General features: G+C 53.6%; 19 protein-coding genes and 2 pseudogenes. 12 read left to right on the forward strand and 9 right to left on the reverse strand.

The genetic code is table 11. The features are described from left to right. Nucleotides 1-83: 83 nt before the first annotated feature. Nucleotides 84-548 (reverse strand): helix-turn-helix domain-containing protein, encoded by a 465-nt coding sequence (locus tag E0F99_RS14850; protein WP_083360374.1) that lies wholly within the window; start codon nucleotides 546-548, stop codon nucleotides 84-86. 192 nt (nucleotides 549-740) lie between these two features. Between E0F99_RS14850 and E0F99_RS14855 the strand changes: the two genes are divergently transcribed. The 7 genes and pseudogenes from E0F99_RS14855 to E0F99_RS14890 form a co-directional block, all read left to right on the forward strand. Next, entirely contained in the window at nucleotides 741-1,148 is a 408-nt protein-coding gene (locus E0F99_RS14855) for a DUF6957 family protein (protein ID WP_083357173.1), read from the forward strand. Between the two features lie 114 nt (nucleotides 1,149-1,262). Beyond that, entirely contained in the window at nucleotides 1,263-1,613 is a 351-nt protein-coding gene (locus tag E0F99_RS14860; protein ID WP_165447616.1) for a hypothetical protein, read from the forward strand. 640 nt (nucleotides 1,614-2,253) lie between these two features. Continuing rightward, nucleotides 2,254-2,433, forward strand: a complete 180-nt coding sequence (locus E0F99_RS14870; RefSeq protein WP_083357176.1) for a type II toxin-antitoxin system Phd/YefM family antitoxin — start codon at nucleotides 2,254-2,256, stop codon at nucleotides 2,431-2,433. A gap of 119 nt (nucleotides 2,434-2,552) precedes the next feature. After that, entirely contained in the window at nucleotides 2,553-3,689 is a 1,137-nt protein-coding gene (locus E0F99_RS14875; protein WP_130908804.1) for a hypothetical protein, read from the forward strand. An 83-nt stretch (nucleotides 3,690-3,772) separates the two neighbouring features. Beyond that, nucleotides 3,773-5,404 carry an ATP-dependent nuclease gene (locus tag E0F99_RS14880; protein WP_083357178.1) on the forward strand — a complete coding sequence of 544 codons (1,632 nt, stop codon included), beginning with the start codon at nucleotides 3,773-3,775 and terminating at the stop codon, nucleotides 5,402-5,404. Beyond that, the gene (locus E0F99_RS14885; RefSeq protein WP_083357179.1) at nucleotides 5,401-6,507 is read left to right on the forward strand and encodes a UvrD-helicase domain-containing protein; all 1,107 of its coding nucleotides are present in this window, start codon (nucleotides 5,401-5,403) and stop codon (nucleotides 6,505-6,507) included. Before E0F99_RS14880 ends, E0F99_RS14885 begins: the two co-directional genes overlap by 4 nt. 101 nt (nucleotides 6,508-6,608) lie before the next feature. Continuing rightward, nucleotides 6,609-6,741: pseudogene (locus E0F99_RS14890) on the forward strand (transcriptional regulator); the annotation flags it as partial. Nucleotides 6,742-7,110: 369 nt separating this feature from the next. Here E0F99_RS14890 and E0F99_RS14895 read toward each other — a convergent pair. The 6 genes and pseudogenes from E0F99_RS14895 to E0F99_RS14920 form a co-directional block, all read right to left on the reverse strand. Next, nucleotides 7,111-7,227, reverse strand: a pseudogene (locus E0F99_RS14895) (IS5/IS1182 family transposase); the annotation flags it as partial. Nucleotides 7,228-7,269: 42 nt separating this feature from the next. After that, entirely contained in the window at nucleotides 7,270-7,683 is a 414-nt protein-coding gene (locus tag E0F99_RS14900) for a hypothetical protein (protein ID WP_083357180.1), read from the reverse strand. After that, entirely contained in the window at nucleotides 7,684-9,822 is a 2,139-nt protein-coding gene (locus E0F99_RS14905; RefSeq protein WP_173667109.1) for a hypothetical protein, read from the reverse strand. Beyond that, a complete protein-coding gene (locus tag E0F99_RS14910) occupies nucleotides 9,823-11,283 on the reverse strand; it encodes a site-specific integrase (RefSeq protein ID WP_083357181.1) in 1,461 nt (486 codons plus the stop codon). It abuts the gene before it with no gap. Further along, nucleotides 11,280-12,476 carry a tyrosine-type recombinase/integrase gene (locus E0F99_RS14915; RefSeq protein WP_165447617.1) on the reverse strand — a complete coding sequence of 399 codons (1,197 nt, stop codon included), beginning with the start codon at nucleotides 12,474-12,476 and terminating at the stop codon, nucleotides 11,280-11,282. The genes E0F99_RS14910 and E0F99_RS14915 overlap by 4 nt, the downstream gene beginning before the upstream one ends. A 191-nt stretch (nucleotides 12,477-12,667) precedes the next feature. After that, a complete protein-coding gene (locus E0F99_RS14920) occupies nucleotides 12,668-15,562 on the reverse strand; it encodes a ribonucleoside-diphosphate reductase subunit alpha (protein WP_083357182.1) in 2,895 nt (964 codons plus the stop codon). 715 nt (nucleotides 15,563-16,277) lie between these two features. On the opposite strand from E0F99_RS14920, the gene E0F99_RS14925 reads away from it, so the two are divergent. Both E0F99_RS14925 and E0F99_RS14930 read left to right on the forward strand, forming a co-directional pair. After that, a complete protein-coding gene (locus E0F99_RS14925; RefSeq protein WP_083357183.1) occupies nucleotides 16,278-17,003 on the forward strand; it encodes a response regulator in 726 nt (241 codons plus the stop codon). Next, the gene (locus E0F99_RS14930) at nucleotides 17,000-18,610 is read left to right on the forward strand and encodes an ATP-binding protein (protein ID WP_083357184.1); all 1,611 of its coding nucleotides are present in this window, start codon (nucleotides 17,000-17,002) and stop codon (nucleotides 18,608-18,610) included. Before E0F99_RS14925 ends, E0F99_RS14930 begins: the two co-directional genes overlap by 4 nt. A gap of 81 nt (nucleotides 18,611-18,691) precedes the next feature. Here E0F99_RS14930 and E0F99_RS14935 read toward each other — a convergent pair whose 3' ends face one another. Further along, nucleotides 18,692-19,408 (reverse strand): 4'-phosphopantetheinyl transferase family protein, encoded by a 717-nt coding sequence (locus tag E0F99_RS14935; protein ID WP_083357185.1) that lies wholly within the window; start codon nucleotides 19,406-19,408, stop codon nucleotides 18,692-18,694. 137 nt (nucleotides 19,409-19,545) lie between these two features. Between E0F99_RS14935 and E0F99_RS14940 the strand changes: the two genes are divergently transcribed. Genes E0F99_RS14940 through E0F99_RS14950 form a run of 3 tightly spaced genes read left to right on the forward strand, consistent with a single transcriptional unit; the run spans nucleotide 19,546 to nucleotide 21,893 of the window. Continuing rightward, a complete protein-coding gene (locus E0F99_RS14940; protein WP_083357186.1) occupies nucleotides 19,546-19,854 on the forward strand; it encodes a hypothetical protein in 309 nt (102 codons plus the stop codon). A gap of 18 nt (nucleotides 19,855-19,872) precedes the next feature. Then, on the forward strand, nucleotides 19,873-20,550 hold the full coding sequence (locus E0F99_RS14945; protein WP_017138377.1) for a response regulator: 678 nt from the start codon (nucleotides 19,873-19,875) through the stop codon (nucleotides 20,548-20,550). Continuing rightward, complete coding sequence (locus E0F99_RS14950; RefSeq protein ID WP_083357187.1) at nucleotides 20,547-21,893, forward strand: ATP-binding protein; 1,347 nt, start codon at nucleotides 20,547-20,549, stop codon at nucleotides 21,891-21,893. The genes E0F99_RS14945 and E0F99_RS14950 overlap by 4 nt, the downstream gene beginning before the upstream one ends. A gap of 130 nt (nucleotides 21,894-22,023) precedes the next feature. On the opposite strand, the gene E0F99_RS14955 is transcribed toward E0F99_RS14950, so the two are convergent. Continuing rightward, on the reverse strand, nucleotides 22,024-22,112 hold an 89-nt coding region (locus E0F99_RS14955; RefSeq protein WP_130908807.1), incomplete at its 5' end, for a helix-turn-helix domain-containing protein.

Here is a 22,112-nt window from a genome sequence, read left to right on the forward strand (position 1 = left end):
CCAATAGTCATCGATGCGTGACAATTAATAATGTCTTTTTCGACACGATCAGGAAGCATTACCAATCTGGGGATATATGGGGCTCACTGCCAATACCGATGTACAGTTGATTTGGCCAACCCTAGCGTGTGCGCGATCTCTGCCTGACTCATCCCCGAGGCTTTAAGCTCTCTGACTGCCGCAGCATTCTTGGAATTCCTAGGCTTGCCTGGAGGCCGCTTCTTCAATTCGTTGCCGACAAATTGGCTTCGAAAAAGCTCTTCTCCCCCCTCTGCTCTGAACAAAGCTAACTGAGCTTTGGCTCGCTCTATGGTGGCATCCGCAGGTTCGTCATTCTGGATGGATACGCAGAGGGCCAACAGGGCGACAGGATCGAACTGCAGAGAATTTGAAAGCTCAATCAGCTTTTCAAGCGTGATGCTGTGTCTTCCTTGCTCAAGGTTGCCGATACTGGATTTTGCAATGACATCTGCCAATTCCCCGTAGTCGACGTCTCGAATAGTCCGGATTGCTCTGATCGCCCCGGCAATCTCATTCTTGAGCGACATGATTTGTCCCAAAAGCGAGGATAAAGCCATAACGTCGGAGTTCCGATAAACCCATTCCGATGTTAGTATTGGAACTTCTGGGCGCTGCCTTCTTAGGGCAATGGCGCGTAGTCATAGCTTTCAGGCAGATAGCACGCGGTTTAGCGGAACTCAGCGCCGAACATATCACATGTATTGTCAGAGGTTTTTTGATTGGAACTCGAAGATACCCAAGCAGCCGCCGAGCTCCTGTCCAGCAATGGACAGCATCGATCTGGTTCTACGGAAAGCCAAGAGAGCTTGATTCAGCAGGTACAGAGCCGCTTTCCAAGCAAAGGCTTTTGTATCGTTCAGCAGTGGACGATCGTGCGCGCAATAGCGAGCGACGCGGATCTCACCAAAATACATGTTCATGGCCACCTGCCGCTTTTTGTTTTCGCCGAAAAAGTCATCCTAGACAGCCGACGACGTTTCGATTACGGAAACTGGGTTCGTAGCACCATGGCCATTTCATTTCAGGACGGATTTCTCTTCGAAACCAAAAACACGGTGTACGTTTTGATGGGGGATGGCGACGAGAAGTCGGCCAGTCTCGCCGCGATACTGTCTCTTTATCGATGATGTCAGCTGCAACTGCGGTCTGAAGATCCACGGGAATGTGAAATGTTTAGAAGTCATGAAACCGTTGCCGAGGGCACTCCTAATATCTTTGGGGACGGGTATTCGAATTGGCGAATGTTTGAACGCCACTTGGCTCATCCTTGGTATCACGTCGTCCTTGAAGAACGCTTGGATGGCAAGGCATGGCCACGCACCATGATGATTAGTGACGTCGATATGCTAGAAGAAATACTTTCCCAACAAACCAGTGAGTTTGTCATTACGCAGATTCAGGTTGTCACGCCTGGTTGGATGAACAAGGCCGGCAAATGGGTTATGGAGGGGCTTACGGGGTTGCTAGTGGGGTATGACTCCACGGGACGGCGAGTTTGTCTTCACAACATAGATGACGAAAAGTCATATACCGATGCGCCTGGACAACTGATCGATGCCCACTCCCTGAAAAGAGTGCGAGTAATTTTTTGATTTGATCTCGTAATGTGCATTTGCAGCGATGAAAGGATCGCGTAGCTCCCACTAGTGGAGGCTCATTTGTTTAGAGCGACTCGGGGAGATCATGAGGGCATACCTTATGAGGAGGTGCTTCTTTCTGAAGCCATCGGCCTTTCTTCCATACGTGCTCCTTTTTTGGCTTGGCTTGGTCGAGGCACCTCAGCCACGTCAGATCTTTAAATGGATGGAAACCTAATATGCTCGAAACGAGCGATGCAGGCCGTCATGGCCGCCACCTGACTGACTTTCAACTCAAAAGGATTATTTGCGCCCAACAGTGGCATTACGATTCACCGATCACTGGTTACCTTTCCGACGCGCTATTTGTGGGCAATACGTGCATTGCAATAGTATTTGATCACTCAAGGAAAGGGCCCCGCGAGCGGTTCAAGGATGGACACATGATTCGAACCTCCCACATTCTATCCGTTCATAAAGAAGGCCGGTTCTGGATTCTGACGACGCTGAACAGCTTGTACGTCGTGGCCAGTTTCAAGTGTCAGATCGGCAGGCCGACGTTCAAGCGACTGGATGCCTTTGGACGCCTGAAGGGATGCGTCAGATAGACGATGCGGAGACGGTATTTTGATCTTCACGGATAGGGCTAGGGTGCATGGGAGATGATGATCGCTGGACTGCGATCCAAGCAGAGAACAATTTCGATGAGGTGGTCGAGCAGCTTATAATTACGCACAAGCCGGTTTTTATCGACGGTGAGCGTAGTCGCGCGATATTAATCTCCATGGAAGAATGGGATTCCATCCAAGAGAAACTCATCTCGCTCCCCGCCTGACCCCTAACTCCAGGCAGCTGAGAAACGCACACACTACAAGAAAATTTAGCTACAGTGTGATACTAGCGGAGCTGATTTTTCCTAGCTTCTAGCGAGTCAACCACACAAGGATGGTAGCCGTGCCAACAACTGCGTATTCGACGTACTTTCGTTGTGAACTTGATGTGGAGCAATTGCTAGCGAAAATGGGGAAGGGGGCATCTCCTGTTCCATTGCATCAATTAGACGGTCTAGACCCTCTTTGGCGAGAGTGGATAAAGAAGGATATTCGATGTCCATCATGTGGCGTCGCTGGAGCTACCTTGATTAGTGGGGCTGTAGCTAAACGCTCCGGTAAGGCCTTGCGCCAAGCTCACTTTCGATTTCAACCCGGGGAACAGAATAATGGGCATCTCCGTTACTGTGATTTTGAACTCGCCGACCGTGAAAGTAAGGGAGTGGAAAGTCTGGTTGCATTGGGCGGGCCGAGAAACAGAGAAACACGGTATATAAGGTATTTGGTTTGTATTGGTATAGAACAAGGCATGTTCTCTCAAGCAGACATTCGAGCCATGAGGCAATGGTTTTTTGAAAATAAGCAAAAAAGCCGGTTTGTTGTAACTTGTGCCGAGGAGAATATTGACTATATTGCTTCTATGCCCTCATCTAGAGCGCCTGCATTAAGTGAGTTTTCCCCACCCTATGGTGAAATACCGTCCTTTAATTGGCGTCATGCTGCTATAAGTAGATTTATTAGAGATAATGGGTCATTGCTTACTCAGCTTGACAGTCTCAAAACTAGCTCTCAAGTAGCCAGTCGTGCTAAGGAACTGATAACTCGTTATAGACAATCTGAAATGTTTGATGTGTCTATTCTCCAACCGTATTACAGCTCTACTATAGAGTTGGCCGTATTTTTCGCCCGTGAGTGTCCCGAGTTCGGACTGCAGAATAAATATCACGCTATTCGATGGGGTGTGAGCTCTAACGCATTGTTGGCGTTCTGCGCGCTTTTGCTTTATGTCACACAATGGGAGTTTGAGTCCGCGATTGCTCTGATGGGAGCAATTATGCAGTCCCCTGAACCGAAGGATCTCTTGGCAGGAAATATAATTGGTTTGAATCCTTTTCATGATTATGCAGCTTGGAAGTTAATTCGAGATGCTAGTGTTATGTCGATAAAGTGGTCTGTGCTACCAACGTACAAAGAAGGTATTGATGCAGCGGAAGCGACGTTGCGTGAGGAGCACAGGCTCTGGAAATTAGCTCGAATATAGGTGTGGTCACTTTGCTTTATAGATCGCTTGGTTTTGGTGGGCGAGTTAAGAAGATTTATAACTAATATGAGCATGGAGGCTATATGCGCATAACGAAATTGTTGGTGGAGAATTTTAAGAGCTTCAAAGAGCGGTTTGAAGTTGAGTTTACTGAAGGGCTAAATATTGTTGTTGGTGATAATGAGGCTGGAAAGTCTACAATACTAGAAGCTATAAATCTCGCATTGACCGGTTTTTACATCAATCGTCCACTGAGGGGGGAGTTAAATCAGTATCTTTTTAATGAGACCTCGGTCAGAAATTATCTTGATAGTCTAAAAGGTGGCGCGCCGGAATCACCGCCACAAATCCTTATCGAGCTATACCTCACGGATGAGGAGCCTATGCTATCGGGTGATTTCAATAGGGATCGAATTGCTTCGTCAGGGATTCATGTCTCAATAGAGTTTAACGAAGAGTATCGTGCGGAGTACGAGGCGCTTATCGCTGCTGGCGAGCTTAAAACTCTTCCAATTGAGTATTATCATGTAATTTGGAAGAGTTTTTCCAGGGAGTTGATTACAGCTAGAAGTATACCTATAAAGTGTGCGTATATAGATTCTACATCGGCGCGGTATCAAAATGGCTCTGATGTCTATATAGGTAGAATTGTCAAGGATTTGCTATCCCCCGAGGAGATCGTAAGTGTATCGCAATCGCATAGGCAGATGAAAGAAACCTTTATGGGAGCGCCAGCGATTGATGCGATAAATAAAAAAATAACGGTTGCTAGTAAGATTACCGACAAGGAAATCAAAATTTCAGTCGAGCTTTCCTCCAAGAATGCTTGGGAAAGTGGATTGATGACTTATCTGAATGAAATTCCTTTTCACTTTATTGGGAAGGGAGAACAGAGCATTGTTAAGACTAATCTTGCTCTGGCTCATGAGAAGGCGAAAGAAGCAAGTGTTGTGCTTATTGAAGAACCGGAAAATCATCTTTCACATTCAAAACTCAATCAGCTTATAAATACGATAAAAGTTAGTTGTATTAAGAAGCAGGTGATTGTTACAACGCATAGCAGCTTTGTGGCGAATAAATTGGGCTTGAACTCCTTGATATTATTGGATAATAAAAAAACATTACGGCTGAATAAGTTGTCGCTTGGTACTTGGTCTTTTTTTGAAAAGATTTCGGGTTATGATACTTTGAGACTTGTTCTCTGCAAAAAAGCGATATTGGTGGAGGGTGATTCAGATGAGTTGGTGGTTCAAAAGGCATATAAGGACATCCATGGAGCACTACCCATCGAGAATTGCGTTGAAGTAATTTCCGTTGGTATTTCATTTTTACGCTTTTTAGAGATAGCAGAAAAGCTAGAAAAACAAGTGAGCGTTGTGACTGATAATGATGGTGATGTCCCTGCGCTTCTGAAGAAGTATAGCGAGTATTTGGGGGCTAAGAAGAAGCCTTATATTGATATATGCTATGATAGTGTTGTGGATGTAGGCGCGCTAATGATTGGCGGGAAGCCATTTAATTATAATACTCTTGAGCCAAAACTTATTAAGTCTAACGGGTTGGCAAAAATGAATTTGGTGCTAGGGACTGCCTATCTCGATGATCAAGGGTTGCAAGTCCATATGAGGGCAAATAAAACAGAGTGTGCTCTTAAAGTGTTTGACTCAAAGCTCGAAATTGCCTACCCAGATTATATCTTGGACTCAATAAAATGAATCGATTAGTGATCGCTTCAGCAGGGTCGGGAAAAACTAATCTGATAGTGAAAAGTGCAGTCGACGATGCAAAAGCTGGTAAGCGCGTTTTAATCACAACATTCACCGAAGCATGTGAGCACGAGATTCGTTCGAAAATTATCCAGCTTAATGGATGTGTCCCAGCCAGTGTTGATATTATTACGTGGTTTTCCTTTTTGATAAGGCATGGTGTAAAGCCTTTTCAGGGCTGTCTTTTTGATTTTGATACCAAAGGCATGCTTTTGGTAAGTGGAAGATCAGGGTTGAAGTTTCAAGGTAAAATGTTCCCTGTATATTGGGGAGAGGATGATTTTGAAAAGTTTTATTTTACCGAAGATAAAAGAATATATTCTGATAAGCTGGCCCAGCTTGTAGTAAGGTTGCAAGAAGCTTCAAAGGGGTTGGTTTTTGAACGGATTCGCCGTTGCTATGAAAAAATTTATATAGATGAAGTGCAAGACCTGGCCGGCTACGATCTTGAGGTATTGGATTTACTTTTTAAAATAGATTCTGACGTGCTATTGGTCGGGGATCCAAGGCAGGCGACCTATGCTACTAATAACTCTAGAAAGAATAAGAAGTATGTGAAATCAGCTATTGTTAATTTTTTTCTTGATGAAAGGCTTGGTATAGATATTGACGATACCTCTCTTCAGGTTAATCATCGGTGTGCCCCCGCCATTTGCGATTACTCCAACAAACTTTTCCCAAACATGAATCCTGCGACCTCTGGAAATCGAGATGTTACGGGGCACGATGGGGTTTTTTTAGTGGTTAAAGAAAAGTTGGGGCAATACCTTGAATCTTTTCAACCGGTTCAATTGCGTGACAGCATCAAAACAGAGACTGACTCGAATTATAAGTCTATGAATTTTGGAAAGTCTAAAGGGCTGACCCTAGGTCGTGTACTTATTTATCCATCCGCACCGATGGTGAAATGGATGTGCAATAATGACGCAGAGTTAACACAAGCTGCCCGGAGCAAATTTTACGTCGCTCTAACTCGAGCCAAAAATAGTGTTGGTATTGTAGTGTCAAAAACAGAAGTTAAGAAAATCACAGATTTAGATGTATATGAGTAAGGCCATTTCGATTGCTTGCCTCGTAAAATTCAGCGTCTCGTTACCTTTCAAGTGACTAAGGCCTGAATACAACTCATCAAATATTATCCATGAGGCACGTCATGTCTAAACTCGCCGAATTCCGCCAGCTCGAAAAAAAACCTCGCCGAACGGCTCCAAGCTCTCGAGGTGCTGAAAGGTGATGCTGGCCTCAAGAAAGAAATCGAATTTGAAGCCAAGCTGCGCGCTCTGCTTTTTGACGGCGCGTTGCTCCGATTAAAACAGAAGCTTTTTGAAGTAAAAAATTATGACTAAGCAATAATTATGGCTGAGCCATAATTCTGAATAATCCAGTTTTTCTCCACTTCCCCACCGTTGTTGAGCTGATCGTCCTACATCGTGATGCGCCGCTATGTTGACGAAACAAACCGAGAGGCTACCGAGCCAATGGAAGCTCATCCCTCCGAATCAAGAGCCCTAGAACCATTGGCAGATGACATGATCGCATAGCGACTTGCGGATTAGAGTTTTCAGCTCGGCGCGGTAGAAGGCTTGCAGCAGTTCTTCGCACTGCACCGTGCTTGAGTCCGGGCGCACAAAAGACCCATCGTGGCCTTACCCCGCAATGTGGGGCTTCATCCCGAAGTGCCGCTTATTGTCTTTTTTAGTCTGATGCATCTCCGGATCGGGCTTGCCTTTTAGGTACTTGACCGAGGGCGGCCCGGCGATCAGGGGGGCATCCGGTGCAGACTCACTGGCGAACACACCTTCCCGTCAACGAGGCTACCGAATTTCTTTTGGCTTGGCATATGGCAGAGGCCGGTCGAGGTCATCCAGGTTGAGGCCTCCCCGTACTGCGTTGTGGCTCCACCGCACAAATTGCTCCAAGAGAGCGTTGTTTTCACGAGTTAAGCGTTCGACCCGAGTCTCCAGGAGCTTGATGCGCTCCAGAGCCTTATTTGTCTCAACTGCGCTTCGAGAAACGCTTACTCCGGTGTCATCCTTTGCGCGCTCCTTAGCGTGATCCCAGGCCGATTTGATGCGTGGGTGCCGGAGCATTGCCGCCTTGGTGTACTTGTGCCCAATCTCGACCTCTAACATGGCAAGGTAGCGATCCCAAGTCAGTTTTCCGACCCAGCCATCCAGCAGTCGTACCGCCTTGTCGATACCGGAATCGTTTAGTTTTGGCGCACCCATTTAGAAAAAACCCATATCTAGTAACAGTTTCTCATCTGCGTCGGAATCTACATCCGCACTCGCCACGAATGGCGCAGGCGAATGGACGTCTTGGTTAATAATCCTGACAGCCTGGGCTAAGCCGGCCTTCGACTGCGAATTCTCGGGAGGAGGTAACGTGATGAATGCCCCGTCTGGTATGGCCGGATCATTCAGCTTGTTGAGAACAAGCTGCCAGCGTTCGAGCTTCGGAATGTGCAGATTAAGCCAGCGAGAGGCCCCAGGCTCACCTCGTTCATGAGCGCTCTTTGCATCTCTTACAGCTTTTTCATGCAGCTTAAACTGGAACTCAGCTTCGTCATGATGACGTTTGTCGCCCTTCGTAAATGTGTGCTCTCCACAGTTCACGCAGTCCTTGTCCTTCGGGCAGGGGGTGAGTGCATGGTCATGACGGCAAATGCCGTAGCGGGTACGGTGAGTCGCTCCTAGCTCAATTTTAAGGGCCTGCTCGCGGGTGAGCCCATGAGCAATGGCTATCGAGTCCACTTTGGCTTCGAGATGACCTTCAATGACGAGAGGGCGCTCATTGGCCCCGAGCTTGAGATAAGCCTCAATGAATGCCTCTTGAGGCAGGTGGTCATACCATTCGTTCTGTTTGACGCTCTTGCGCCCAGACCAAAATGCAATGAGCGATTCGCTCAAGTGCTTGCTCTGGGCGAGAGTATTCAACAAGTGGCGAAAATCGTGTGTGGTGATCGCGATGGGGCTGCCATCTGAGTTCACCTTGCCGTTTCGGCTGAAAATCGTAACCCCGCCAGGATTGGCCCCTAGCTGGTTATTGAATTGATTCGTCGACAGCGGCGAAGGCACATGTAGTAAAGGCTCGGCGTTGGGCCGGAGGATGTTTTCAGGCAGTACCCATAGTGCCTCGTGCCACTTTAGGCCGGTATGGCCATCCAAGATTGGAAAAGCGTCTGGAAGCTTTGCCAGAACGAAGTTTTCAAGCGATTCAAATTCGTAGAGCGCAACCCAGCGAGCCTGCTGTGATTCTGGCCCCATTCGTGATTTATCAGTGGTGCGATCCTCACGTTTTACCAAGGCATATCTAGGCGCGTGAGAGCCTTGAATCGGGGTTGTCTTGCCCAAAATGATAGCGGCCTCGTAAAGCGTTATCGGCTGGTTACGCAGGTGTTCCGTCCCAGGCGGGAGATAGAGTTTCGCTGGGTTTGCGGTATACCAACCCGCAGCCTTTCTGGCGGGGGCGCCAAGATCCACCAGATAATTGACTGTCTTTTCTACGACCGCCTCGAACTCATCGGAGGCAGCAAATTTCGTCATTGCTCCTGCCCCTTTGGCGGGTGCCCAGGCAATGCCCATGATAGGGCCTTCTTTGGTGTCTGCTGATCGGATGCAATCAACTGGAAGGCTCAGAATTTCGGCCGACCTGCTTGGGGCGTACATCGCAAGAGAGACAAATGCGGTTGTCAGCTTGTCCGACACATGGTTACTGGTGTGATGAATCTCCGCCAATGCCAGTATTGATTCGAGAGGAGGGAGTCTGGCGACCGCTTTTTCAGATTCTTTTGTCGCAACCCTGTCATTCCTTACAGGTGCCTTGTAACCAATCGGACTCTTCCACTCCAAAAGATTTGGAGTGAGGCGAGCAGGATTTACCACTTCAGTCACAATCCGTTCGAGAACCCTTGCCGTCGCCCAAGCATCCGTAAATCTGGCTTTCAACAAGTCAGCAGCCTTATCGAGCACTATCGGCGTAAGTTGCGTGATGCACGGTCTGCGCTTGCAATCAATTAACGCCTGTTCAATCGCCTGTAGTGCGTATAAGTGCCTTTTGAATTCGGCTAAGCGCAATCGACGCATGACCTCACTAAATGTGGATTTCGCGAATGGTAAAAAATCGACCTCGAATGGAATCTGGACGGTTGATTTGTTGCCAGATTCGTCCCGCAGAGATTTGAAATGTGCAATTTTCTTCGTTTTGCCCTGGGCTCTTCCGATAATGAAGGTCGAGATATCCCAGCTGTTATCTTCCCAAATAACATTGATGAAAGGAAAATTAGCCTTAGCGTGTGAAATGAACGAATCCAGGTTTTCCTGAGCGGTCAGCTCATCTCTACCAACGAAGTGTACGATTTCGCCCATTTAAATTGCTTCTTCCGATGTGTCGCGGATGGTAATGATCTGCTGGATTGCCGACATTGCACTGTGATTGATTTGGCGGATCCTCGGCTCTGTTTCGAGCTCTTGATCTTCCACCAGAGAAGCCATCAAAGCCTCCCAAGGCGCGCTCAGCAAAGGCTCGAAATGAGCACATCCCGCCAGACACGCAACTGGGGCGTTCTGGTGGCATTCAGCGCGCGTGCCGCAAGCGCCCACGGGCATCCCCATGAGCCTCATGAAATCGCTGATTACGGCATCAGGGTCGCCTGCCCTAGTGGCCTCATGGAGGCCGGAAATCGCCTTCCCCTGGAACGCCCTTGCGAAGTAGCTCATTTCCTTGCCAAGAGCCTCTCGGATAGGATTCTGAAGCTCTGGCATAGACGCCCTGTAGTACTGAATGCAGGAGGTGCTTCGATGCGTGAGCAGGCGAGCCACCTCATAATCTGATGCCCCCTGAGCCAGAGCTCTGGTAGCTAGGGTGTACCTGAAGCGGTAAGGTGTAATCGCGATCTTCGTACCAAGGCGCTCGGAGTAGGTATTCAGCTTTCGGATGATCGAGCTCATGCGCTGCCCCAGCGCGTTGGAGGAAGGCTCGGTGAATAACGGATCATCGGTGCCCGCATCATCTGCCGATGGATATGCATCTAGGTAGTTGATCAGGCATTCTGCTAGAACCGTAGGGGCTCGACGTACCCAGTACTCCTGAGACGTGGTCATTTCTCCCTTCGCCAACGGAACCCTGAGAGTCACCTCCATACCATTTCTGTCATGGATGATGACGTCTTTCTTTTTCATCCTGTGAGCTTGGGCGGGCCTGACGCCAGTGCCAATGAAGAACCAGCAGATTGTGTAGTCGGCTTGGTCGATGGCTCCACTGGAAAATGCCCTATTAAGTTGATGGTGGATGTTGTGGATCTCTTGCTCGGTGAGCGCGCCTCTTTCAGGATCATTGGTGAGCAACCCGAAGTATGCGCCGGTGCCTTGTTCTTCCCACTTAAACGGGTGCTCTAAAAAATCATAGACCTGAGCTGACAGGCCGGGCATGCCCAAGGCTGATATTCGGCGTAACAAAGGGATTACGAAAGGTCGGTAGTTCGCTGAGATCTCGTTAAGGCGATTGATCTCCGAAATGTCAATTTGAGTTTTACTAGCCATTTCTGGCAGTTGAAACCAATTACTCACCGCACTCAAAATAGTGGTGTTATATGAAAGGCTGTGTGTGGATAGCGTGTTTTTGATCGCCCGATACATGCTTTCATGCAGCGTGTTTCCAAGCGAAAGAATATCGAAGTTCAGAGAGCGAAGATTCCCGTCGCGATCAACAACCTTGAGAAGCCGACCTATGCTGAGCTCGATAATCCGGCCATCGAGTAATACAACTTTGTCGGTCTTCGCATTAGAATTCGGTTCGTCTTTATGGACAGCGTTAATTGTGACGGTCATTTCGAATCACCTTTATTTTTTTCACGCAACTCGTTAGCCAGGCTTTCAGCGATCTTGTCCGATTTTTCCCGGATGTGCCGGCTGGAGTAACGTGCTTCCATGGAAGACTTTTTCGACCAACCATTCAGACGGTTCCTCATCTGCTTCTCTTCGCCCGCTTGCATCCGTTTCTCAGGCGGAAGGCTATCTATCTTCCTGCTTAAACGATCATTCCAAGTACGCCGAAGAGCGTGCGGAGCCACGCTGGCGGGCAGATTATTTTTGCGGCGAAGCTCCCTGAAAGCGAGATTGATTGCCCCTAAGGACAAATGGTCGCCATCGGCGGTGGTGAAGAGATAGCCATGTTTCCTCGCCCTAGCTGGAATTTGGCTCCAGTACTTCATGACGAAGTCGTGAAAGTCGTATGCGGTTTGCTCAGATATGGGCAGCGTCCGCGCAACGGTCTTCGATACTCGGGCACGTACACGGCGTGCTGCATGATTGATGTCATCGACTCGTATGTATCGAAGCTCACTGCGCCTGATCGCGGTCTCAGAGAAAATTCGGTACATCAAGTGATTCCGATACTGATGAAAATCAGATTGAAATGGGTTGGTTTCGGATCCTGGCTCAAACGCGGCGTCCAGGGCATCCATCACGTCTTCAGAAAGCCCCTCTGGGGCGTCACCTTCCTCGGCGGTCTTCGCCCTGGGCTCTTGGGCTCGCAAGGCAGCTATGGCCTTTTCACGCGCTTTGGCGAGGTCTTTGCGGGGCTTATCTGATGCCTTTGGGCTGATTCGCTCGTGATTGAATTCTAGAAAGTTCGCCACAGTCCGGATGCGGTAACCACCTTCCGTTGCAGAAATCATTGTTCTATGTACGCTCGGAGTACCCCCACTACGCACCTGCTCCAATCGCACAATCATGCGTGGTCGAGCATCCAGCGACTCCTCAACGATCTGGTCTTGGGCACCGCGATCAAGACGAAGGAAGAATGCTAGATCCTCACACTGTTCAATCGATAGAAACGTCTCTGATCGAAGGATCTGGTCGAAATCGAGTTTCCGGGAAATTGCCCACAGGTAGGCCATACCCAATGAGCGGAGCACTTTCTCAATTGTGGTTACGGCAAGACCTACATCTCGATATCTGAGCGTTACATAGATATTGGGAAGGAAGAGGGGGCGACCTTCCTGATCAACGAGCACAGCCATGGGCAGGTCGTCGGATGCAGTGAAAGATCTGATGGAGTAACTGACCAATGTATACGCTTCCGACCTGTGAGCTAGATAGGCCGGCGAGTATAGGGATGGGTATACGGCAGGTAAACCCTCCAACCCCTTGTTTTTCTTGGGGTTGGAGGGTATTACTTTTTAGGATGTATACGTTTTAAAACTTATGATTGCTATTGGCAAGCTTCGCAATCCGGCTCGTCAATCGCGCAAGCCTTTGGCACCGGAGCTGGGCCGGCAGGTGCTGCGAGTACCGAGTCATCACCGTGGTTGCCGCTGGAAACAGCGTTCAGCTTACCGGTGTTGATGGTCGACTTTTCGGTGCTGGTCGCGGCCAGGGCACGGAGGTAGTAAGTGGTTTTCAGGCCACGGTACCACGCCATGCGGTAGGTCACGTCGAGCTTCTTGCCCGAAGCGCCGGCGATGTACAGGTTCAGCGACTGAGCCTGGTCGATCCACTTCTGACGACGGCTGGCGGCGTCAACGATCCACTTGGTATCCACTTCGAAGGCCGTCGCGTAGAGCTCTTTGAGTTCTTGCGGGATGCGCTCGATCTGCTGCACCGAACCGTCGTAGTACTTCAGGTCGTTGATCATGACCGAGTCCCACAGGCCGCGGGCTTTGAGGTCGCGAACCAGGTACGGGTTGATCACGGTGAATTCGCCCGACAGGTTCGATTTCACATACAGGTTCTGGTAGGTCGGTTCGATCGACTGCGATACGCCAGTGATGTTGGCGATGGTCGCGGTCGGTGCGATGGCCATGATGTTGGAGTTACGAATGCCTTTCTGCACACGGGCACGTACCGGCGCCCAGTCCAGGGATTCGTTCAGGTCAACGTCGATGTACTTCTGACCACGTTGCTCGATCAGGATCTGTTGCGAATCCAGCGGCAGGATGCCTTTGGACCACAGCGAACCCTGGAACGTCTCGTACGCACCGCGCTCGTCGGCCAGGTCGCAGGAAGCCTGGATCGCGTAGTAGCTGACCGCTTCCATGGACTTGTCGGCGAACTCGACTGCAGCGTCCGAACCGTAAGGAATGTGCTGCAGGTACAGCGCGTCCTGGAAGCCCATGATGCCAAGGCCGACAGGGCGGTGCTTGAAGTTGGAGTTCTGCGCCTGTGGCACCGAGTAGTAGTTGATGTCGATGACGTTATCGAGCATACGAACCGCGGTGTTCACGGTGCGTGCAAGCTTCACGGTGTCCAGCTTGCCGTTGACGATGTGGTTCGGCAGGTTGATCGAGCCCAGGTTGCAAACGGCGATCTCGTCCTTGTTGGTGTTCAAGGTGATCTCGGTGCACAGGTTCGAGCTGTGGACCACGCCCACGTGCTGCTGCGGGCTGCGCAGGTTGCACGGGTCTTTGAAGGTCAACCATGGGTGGCCGGTTTCGAACAGCATGGACAGCATTTTGCGCCACAGGTCTTTGGCCTGGATGGTCTTGAACAGCTTGATCTTGCCCGGGTACTGGGACAGGGCTTCGTAGTACTCGTAACGCTCTTCGAAGGCCTTGCCGGTCAGGTCGTGCAGGTCCGGTACTTCGGATGGCGAGAACAGGGTCCACGGGCCGTCATCGAAGACGCGCTTCATGAACAGGTCAGGGATCCAGTTGGCAGTGTTCATGTCGTGGGTCCGGCGACGGTCATCACCGGTGTTCTTGCGCAGCTCGATGAACTCTTCAATGTCCATGTGCCAGGTTTCCAGGTAGGCACACACAGCGCCTTTACGCTTGCCACCCTGGTTAACCGCAACGGCGGTGTCGTTCACTACCTTGAGGAACGGCACGACGCCTTGGGACTTGCCGTTGGTGCCCTTGATGTACGAACCCAGTGCACGCACCGGGGTCCAGTCGTTACCCAGGCCGCCAGCGAATTTGGACAACATGGCGTTGTCGTGGATCGCGTGGTAGATGCCCGACAGGTCATCCGGCACAGTGGTCAGGTAGCAGCTCGACAGCTGTGGACGCAGAGTGCCGGCGTTGAACAGCGTCGGGGTCGACGACATGTAGTCGAAAGACGACAACAGGTTGTAGAACTCGATGGCGCGGTCTTCTTTGTGCTTCTCTTCGATCGCCAGGCCCATGGCCACGCGCATGAAGAACACTTGCGGCAGTTCGAAGCGGATACCGTCCTTGTGGATGAAGTAACGGTCGTACAGGGTTTGCAGGCCCAGGTAAGTGAACTGCTGGTCGCGCTCGTGGTTGATCGCCTTGCCGAGTTTTTCCAGGTCAAAGGTGGCCAGGATCGGGTTCAGCAATTCGAATTCGATACCCTTGGCGATGTAGGCCGGCAGGGCCTTGGCGTACAGGTCAACCATCTCGTGGTGAGTCGCGCTGTCGGCGACGCCGAGGAAGCCCAGGCCTTCGGCGCGCAGGGTGTCCATCAGCAGGCGCGCGGTCACGAACGAGTAGTTCGGCTCACGTTCAACCAGGGTACGGGCGGTCATCACCAGGGCGGTGTTGACGTCGGTCAGGGCCACGCCGTCGTACAGGTTTTTCAGGGTTTCGCGCTGGATCAGGTCACCGTCGACTTCTGCCAGGCCTTCGCAGGCCTCGGTGATGATGGTGTTCAGACGGCCCAGGTCCAGCGGCGCAAACGTACCGTCAGCCAGGGTGATGCGGATCGACGGGTGCGCTTGTACGGCAGCTTCTTCAGCCGGGGTACGTACAGCGCGTTCCTTGGAACGGGCGTCACGGTAGATCACGTAGTCGCGCGCCACTTTCTGCTCGCCGGCACGCATCAGGGCCAGTTCAACCTGGTCCTGGATTTCTTCGATGTGGATGGTGCCGCCCGAAGGCATGCGACGCTTGAAGGTTGCGCTGACTTGTTCGGTCAGGCGGGCAACGGTGTCGTGGATGCGCGACGAGGCAGCAGCGGTGCCGCCTTCAACTGCAAGAAACGCTTTGGTGATGGCGACGGTGATTTTGTCATCGGTGTAAGGAACGACAGTGCCGTTACGCTTGATCACGCGCAATTGGCCAGGTGCAGTGGCGGACAGATCCAGGTTCGAATCAGCGGCCTGCGGCACGGAGCCCTGCGGGTTCTCGCGAGTTGTGTCGGTTTGCATGGGGGGTTGTCTCCACATTCTATATTTATTTGGGCACCATCACGGTGCCCACCGTTCCGTCCTGAAGCACTTACAACAGGCCTTGGCCTGGCATAACAACTTCGGGACAGGAGGAAGGGAGCTCATCGCGCCGCTTCCATGCCGAAGTCTTCGGCTCGGGCCTTTAAAGAACCCTGCGCCGTATTCCTGTTGGGTGACAGTTGCTCGCTTCAAGTACTGCAACACCCGTACCGTTTTTCGCCCTTGTGGCTGGAAAACGGCTGCCATCCGCGTGCGCGGTTTGGGCTTTGAAAAAATGCTTTGGTTCAACCAAACGGAAGCAAGAAAGCACTTGAGTTTCTTGTCTGATCTGTGTTTGGTTTTTCGCTTGAAACCCTACATGTAGGGTTTTTTCAGCGCCGAGCTACAAGATAATGCGTTTTTGGGGTCTTAGCAACGCACTACCTGTGGATAACGCTGTGGGTAAAATGTGTATGAAACATGGAACGCCCGTGTAGGCCGCAGTGCGGCTGGATTGCGCCGTTTGTCACTGAATATTCCAAGGTAAAAACAGCCGATTGGAATTTTGGGGGCGCGAACCCTATCACAAAAAAATGCGATCACCGAATGGATTTACCGGCTTGTGCTCAACGCCTGGCCCGTGGCTACAATCGGCCTTCAATAGAGGCAATAGTGTGCTTCCCGTACGTGACAATAATTAGAAGCGAGGTAGCGCATGGAGCAAGAAACCTGGCAAATATTGATTGTCGAGGACGACGAGCGATTGGCCGAGTTGACCCGTGAATACCTGGAGAGCAACGGCTTGCAGGTGTCGGTAGAAAGCGATGGCGCCCTGGCTGCGGCCCGCATCATCGCCGAACAGCCTGACCTGGTGATCCTCGACCTGATGCTGCCCGGCGAAGATGGCCTGAGCATCTGCCGCAAAGTCCGCGAGCGCTATGACGGCGTGATTCTGATGCTCACCGCACGCACTGACGACATGGACCAGGTGCTTGGCCTGGACATGGGCGCCGACGACTATGTGTGTAAGCCCGTGCGCCCGCGCTTGTTGCTGGCACGTATCCAGGCCTTGCTGCGGCGCAGCGAGCCAGCGGAACCTGCTGCTGTGGAAAACCAGCGCCGCCTGCAATTTGGCCCATTGGTGGTGGACAACGCCCTGCGCGAAGCCTGGCTGCACGAGGGCGGCATCGAGTTGACCAGCGCCGAGTTCGACCTGTTGTGGCTGTTGGTCGCCAATGCCGGGCGCATTCTGTCGCGCGAAGAAATCTTTATCGCCCTGCGCGGTATTGGCTACGACGGCCAGGACCGCTCCATTGACGTGCGTATCTCACGCATTCGACCGAAAATCGGCGACGACCCGATCCACCCACGGCTGATCAAGACCATTCGCAGCAAGGGCTACCTGTTCGTCCCCGAAGCCGCCGCCGATATGCCGCTGTGAACTCGATCTTTCTGCGCATCTACGGCGGCATGTGCGCGGCCCTGGTGCTGGTGGCGTTGCTGGGCGTGCTGGCCTTGCACCTGCTCAATGAAGTGCGCAGCGGCCAGTACCGTGAGCGCCTGGCCCACGGCACTTTTGCGCTGATGGGCGACAACCTGCAACCCATGAGCCCGATCGAGCGCCAGCGCGCCCTGGCGGTGTGGGAGCGTTTGTTGGGCATCCCTCTGGAATTGCGCCCGCTGGCCGATGCGCAGTTGGACCTGGGCCAACGCACTCGCCTGCAACGCGGCCAGGTACTGGTGGAGCAGACCGGGCCGCATGCGGCGCGGGTGCTGCGTCTGGTCAGTGAGCAGTCGCAACTGGTACTCACCGGCGAAGTCCAGCAGATCAGCGAACAATTGGCCCGCGCGACTATTTACCTGCTGGCGGACGAACTGGTGCGCTTCCCGGTCGCCGAGCAGCCGCAGAAACTGGCAGATATCAAGGAAGCCAAGGGTTTTGGTTTTGACATGCACCTCATGACCCTGGATGCGGCGGACATGGACGACGACCAGCGGCGTCGAGTGTCGGAAGGCGATACGGTGATGGCCTTGGGCAAGGGCGGCGATTCAATCCGTGTGTTTGCCGGCATGGTCGGTACGCCGTGGGTACTGGAGATCGGCCCGCTGTATCAAATGAGCCCTTACCCGCCGCAATGGCTGATCCTGATCGCGCTGATCAGCCTGACGCTGATTGGTTTGATCGTCTATTTACTGGTGCGTCAGCTTGAGCGACGCCTCAAAGGCCTGGAGGCGGCGGCCACCCGCATTGCCAAAGGCAACCTCGAGGTTCGCGTACCGGCTCGGGGTGCCGACTCGGTGGGGCGCTTGGCGGCTGCCTTTAATGGCATGGCCGAGCACTTGCAGCAATTGCTGGCGATTCAGCGCGAACTGGTGCGCGCGGTCTCCCACGAGCTGCGCACCCCGGTGGCACGCCTGCGCTTTGGCCTGGAGATGATCGGCGACGCCGCCACCCCTGAGGCGCGGCGCAAATATCTGGAAGGCATGGACAGCGACATCCAGGACTTGGACGGTCTGGTGGACGAAATGCTCACCTACGCACGCCTGGAGCAGGGCGCGCCGGCGCTGAATTTCCAGCGCGTCGACCTCAATGCGTTACTCGATCAGGTGATCGGCGAATTATCGCCACTGCGTGCACAGGTCAGCGTGGCTCGCGGCATTTGTCTGTCGTCGGCACATTGGGACGACGCCTGGGTCGACGCTGAGCCGCGCTACTTGCACCGGGCCCTGCAAAACCTGGTGAGCAATGCCATGCGCCATGCCCAGGGCCAGGTGTTGATCAGTTATCAGGTGGGCCAGGTGCGTTGTCGCATCGATGTGGAAGATGACGGGCCCGGCGTGCCGGAAAGCGCCTGGGAGCGGATCTTTACGCCATTTCTGCGTCTGGACGACAGCCGCACCCGTGCGTCGGGCGGGCATGGCCTGGGTTTGTCGATTGTGCGACGGATTATCTATTGGCACGGCGGGCGGGCGTTGATCAGCAAGAGCAACAATTTGGGCGGGGCATGCTTTAGCCTGAGTTGGCCGCGGGATCAGGATAAACCCTGACACTGCTATCGCGGGCAAGCCGGCTCCCACAGTTGGAATGCATTCTCCTGTGGGCGCTGGCTTGCCTGCGATAACGGTAGATCAGGCGCGGACAGCCACCAGGCTCAACAACTGCTCCCCGTCCACCACAAACTGCCCCTCCAATTCCGTGCCATGGCACCACTTTGCAGACAAATCCGTCAGCAACCGCAGCCGCACATACCCAGCCTGCGACCACTCCAACACCTCGGCATGCTCAAAGTAGAAGCGCTTTTGCACGATCGGGTAGAGCGCCTTGAACAGGCTTTCCTTGACCGAGAACGTCAGCGTCACCAGCAAGGCGATCTGCTCGCGGGGCAAGGCGGCCATGCGCTGTAATTCATCGGCGGTGAGAATTTCACCGGCCAGGCGCTCCGCCCGTTCAAGAGTCAGCACATTCTCCAGGTCCATCCCCAGCCCGCGCCATTGCGCCTTGTGCCCGACAATCGCCGCCGCATGCCCGGTGCTGTGGGTGATGGAACCGCTGATATGCCCGGGCCACACCGGCGCACGGTCTTCGCCGATGGCCGGCACGCAATCCAGGTGGTCGAGCTGTTGCAGTGCTGCGCGGGCGCACAGGCGGCCGGCGAGGAACTCGGCCTGGCGCTTGGCCACTGAGCGCTGGATGCTGGCCGGTGGCGGCACGGCGCTGCGCTGGAAATCACCGGCGACTAATAAGGCCGGGTCGAATCGCGTGCTCAGAAACACCGTGCCCGGCAACGGAACGGGCAGTGGCCAGTGGGCATCGAGTGGGGTGCAGCAAGCGGGTAGGGGCGTCATGCGCGGTATTTTGCTTCAGTTGGCGCGCCAGTGGATAGTCCGAAACGGTTCAGGCCAGGTTCAGAGCCCGTTCAGGGGGAGTTCAGGGGCGCTTGCGTAGTCTGGCTTCAACAGCCAAACGCGTAGAGGTAAGCACCATGACTGCGATCAAACAGCTGATGTTGGCGTTAACCATGCTCAGTGCCGCTGCCGGGGCCCAGGCTTCGGACGGCGCTTTTGCGGCATTTGGTGGCGAGAAAACCAAGAAGCCCAGCAACCTGATCCATCGTGTCAGCTTCGAAGACGCGGGCAGCCAAGCCGCGCCGTGGGGCCGGTCCCTGGGCCAGGCAAATCCGCAACCGGCCTACCGCACCGGCTACGAACACCTGACGGGCCAATACAATGGCATTAAACTGCGCCCGCAAGACGTGCAGGGCCGCTATGATATGCCCCTGTCGGACAGTTGAATCGCTTTGGAGAGCCTTATGAAATTGCTGGTCGTGGAAGATGAGGCGCTGTTGCGTCATCACCTGTTCACCCGCCTGACCGACAGCGGCCACGTGGTCGAAGCCGTGGCCAATGCCGAGGAAGCCCTGTACCAGACCGGCCAATTCAACCATGACCTGGCCATTATCGACCTGGGCCTGCCCGGTATGGGCGGCCTGGACCTGATCCGCCAATTGCGCAGCCAGGCCAAGACTTTCCCAATCCTGATCCTCACCGCGCGCGGCAACTGGCAGGACAAGGTCGAAGGCCTGGCCGCCGGCGCTGACGACTACGTGGTCAAACCGTTCCAGTTCGAAGAACTGGAGGCGCGGATGAACGCCTTGCTGCGCCGCTCCAGCGGTTTCACTCAGTCGACCATCGTTGCCGGGCCTTTGCTGCTGGACCTCAATCGCAAGCAAGCGTCCCTGGATGAGCAGCCGTTGGCGCTGACCGCTTACGAATATCGGATTCTTGAATATTTGATGCGTCACCATCAGCAAGTGGTCGCCAAGGACCGCTTGATGGAACAGCTCTACCCCGATGACGACGAGCGTGATCCGAATGTGATCGAAGTGCTGGTCGGGCGCCTGCGCCGCAAGCTCGAAGGTCCGGCCGGGTTCAAGCCGATCGACACCGTGCGCGGCTTGGGTTACCTGTTCAATGAGCGCTGCCGTTGATTCGCTCGTTACGTGTGCGCTTGATGCTCGCGGCCACCACCCTGGCCGTGCTGTTTATGCTGGGCTTATTGCCGGCCATGCAAGGCGCGTTCAGCCTGGCGCTGCAGGATTCTATCGAGCAGCGCCTGGCCTCGGACGTGACCACGCTGATTTCCGCCGCGCGGGTTGAGAACAACCGCTTGTTGATGCCGGCGCAGTTGCCGGATGAACGTTTTAACCTCACCGACAGCCGCTTGCTCGGCTATATCTACGACCGTGAAGGCCACCTGGTATGGCGCTCACGGGCGACCCGGGAAGAAAACATCAACTACAAGCCGCGCTACGACGGGCGCGGTAATGAGTTTGCACGTATCCGCGAGGCCAATGGCCAGGAGTTTTTCGTGTATGACGTCGAGGTCAAGCTGCTGGGCGGCAAGAGCGCGGCGTTCAGTATCGTCGCCCTGCAACCGGTGCGCGAATACCAACTGACCCTCGAAGGCCTGCAGGAAAACCTTTACCTTGGATTCGGCGCGGCGTTGCTGGTGTTGCTGACCTTATTGTGGCTGGGCCTGACCTGGGGCCTGCAAGCCCTGCGGCGCTTGAGCCAGGAACTTGACCAGATCGAAGGCGGCACCCGCGAAAGCCTGTCTGAAGAACACCCCCGCGAACTGCTGCGTCTCACCGGCTCCCTCAACCGTTTGCTGCACAGCGAGCGCGAACAACGGGCGCGTTACCGCGACTCCCTCGACGACTTGGCCCACAGCCTGAAAACCCCGCTGGCGGTGTTGCAGGGCGTGAGCGAAGACATGGCCCAGCGCCCCGAGGACCGCGGCCAGGCCTGGGTGTTGCAATCGCAGATCGAGCGCATGAGCCAGCAGATCGGCTACCAATTGCAGCGTGCCAGCCTGCGCAAAAGCGGGTTGGTGCGCCACCAGGTGCGCCTGGAGCCGGTGCTGCAAAGCCTGTGTGACACGCTGGACAAGGTTTATCGCGACAAGCGCGTGACGGTGACCTTCGAGTTGCCGCTCGAGTGCGATGTGCCGATCGAGAAAGGTGCCTTGCTCGAAATGCTCGGCAACTTGCTGGAAAATGCTTATCGGCTATGCCTGAGTGAAGTGCGTATCAGCCTGAGCGAAAACCTTGAAGGCACCGAGCTGTGCATTGAGGATGACGGCCCAGGTGTGCCGCCCGATCAGCGTGCGCGGATTCTGCAAAGGGGTGAACGGCTGGACCGTCAGCACCCGGGGCAGGGCATCGGCCTGGCGGTGGTCAAGGACATTATTGAAAGTTACAGCGCGCGGCTGACCCTTGGGGATTCACCGCTGGGCGGTGCGGCGTTCAAAATTCACTTTCCGGCCTTGTGATCTCTGTTGACTCCACTGGCCCCTTCGCGAGCAAGCCCGCTCCCACATTTAACCGCGTTTATCCTGTAGGAATGCGGTCGAATGTGGCAGCGGGCTTGCTCGCGAAGGGGCCGGCATTGGCAACACACCTCTAGCTCTCCTGCGCCCGGTAAGCCCCTGGCGTCAACCCTGTCCACTTCTTGAACGCCCGATGAAACGCCGACGGTTCGGAAAACCCCA

The sequence above is a fragment of the Pseudomonas antarctica genome (assembly GCF_900624995.1).
In the GTDB taxonomy this organism is placed as follows: domain Bacteria; phylum Pseudomonadota; class Gammaproteobacteria; order Pseudomonadales; family Pseudomonadaceae; genus Aquipseudomonas; species Aquipseudomonas antarctica.

Excerpts from the sequence above, each read along its gene's own strand:
- E0F99_RS14850 (WP_083360374.1), bottom strand. The coding sequence starts at position 548 with ATGTCGCTCAAGAATGAGATTGCCGGGGCGATCAGAGCAATCCGGACT.
- E0F99_RS14860 (WP_165447616.1), top strand. The coding sequence starts at position 1,263 with ATGTTTGAACGCCACTTGGCTCATCCTTGGTATCACGTCGTCCTTGAA.
- E0F99_RS14870 (WP_083357176.1), top strand. The coding sequence starts at position 2,254 with ATGGGAGATGATGATCGCTGGACTGCGATCCAAGCAGAGAACAATTTC.
- E0F99_RS14880 (WP_083357178.1), top strand. The coding sequence starts at position 3,773 with ATGCGCATAACGAAATTGTTGGTGGAGAATTTTAAGAGCTTCAAAGAG.
- E0F99_RS14885 (WP_083357179.1), top strand. The coding sequence starts at position 5,401 with ATGAATCGATTAGTGATCGCTTCAGCAGGGTCGGGAAAAACTAATCTG.
- E0F99_RS14900 (WP_083357180.1), bottom strand. The coding sequence starts at position 7,683 with ATGGGTGCGCCAAAACTAAACGATTCCGGTATCGACAAGGCGGTACGA.
- E0F99_RS14905 (WP_173667109.1), bottom strand. The coding sequence starts at position 9,822 with ATGGGCGAAATCGTACACTTCGTTGGTAGAGATGAGCTGACCGCTCAG.
- E0F99_RS14910 (WP_083357181.1), bottom strand. The coding sequence starts at position 11,283 with ATGACCGTCACAATTAACGCTGTCCATAAAGACGAACCGAATTCTAAT.
- E0F99_RS14915 (WP_165447617.1), bottom strand. The coding sequence starts at position 12,476 with ATGGCTGTGCTCGTTGATCAGGAAGGTCGCCCCCTCTTCCTTCCCAAT.
- E0F99_RS14920 (WP_083357182.1), bottom strand. The coding sequence starts at position 15,562 with ATGCAAACCGACACAACTCGCGAGAACCCGCAGGGCTCCGTGCCGCAG.
- E0F99_RS14925 (WP_083357183.1), top strand. The coding sequence starts at position 16,278 with ATGGAGCAAGAAACCTGGCAAATATTGATTGTCGAGGACGACGAGCGA.
- E0F99_RS14935 (WP_083357185.1), bottom strand. The coding sequence starts at position 19,408 with ATGACGCCCCTACCCGCTTGCTGCACCCCACTCGATGCCCACTGGCCA.
- E0F99_RS14940 (WP_083357186.1), top strand. The coding sequence starts at position 19,546 with ATGACTGCGATCAAACAGCTGATGTTGGCGTTAACCATGCTCAGTGCC.
- E0F99_RS14945 (WP_017138377.1), top strand. The coding sequence starts at position 19,873 with ATGAAATTGCTGGTCGTGGAAGATGAGGCGCTGTTGCGTCATCACCTG.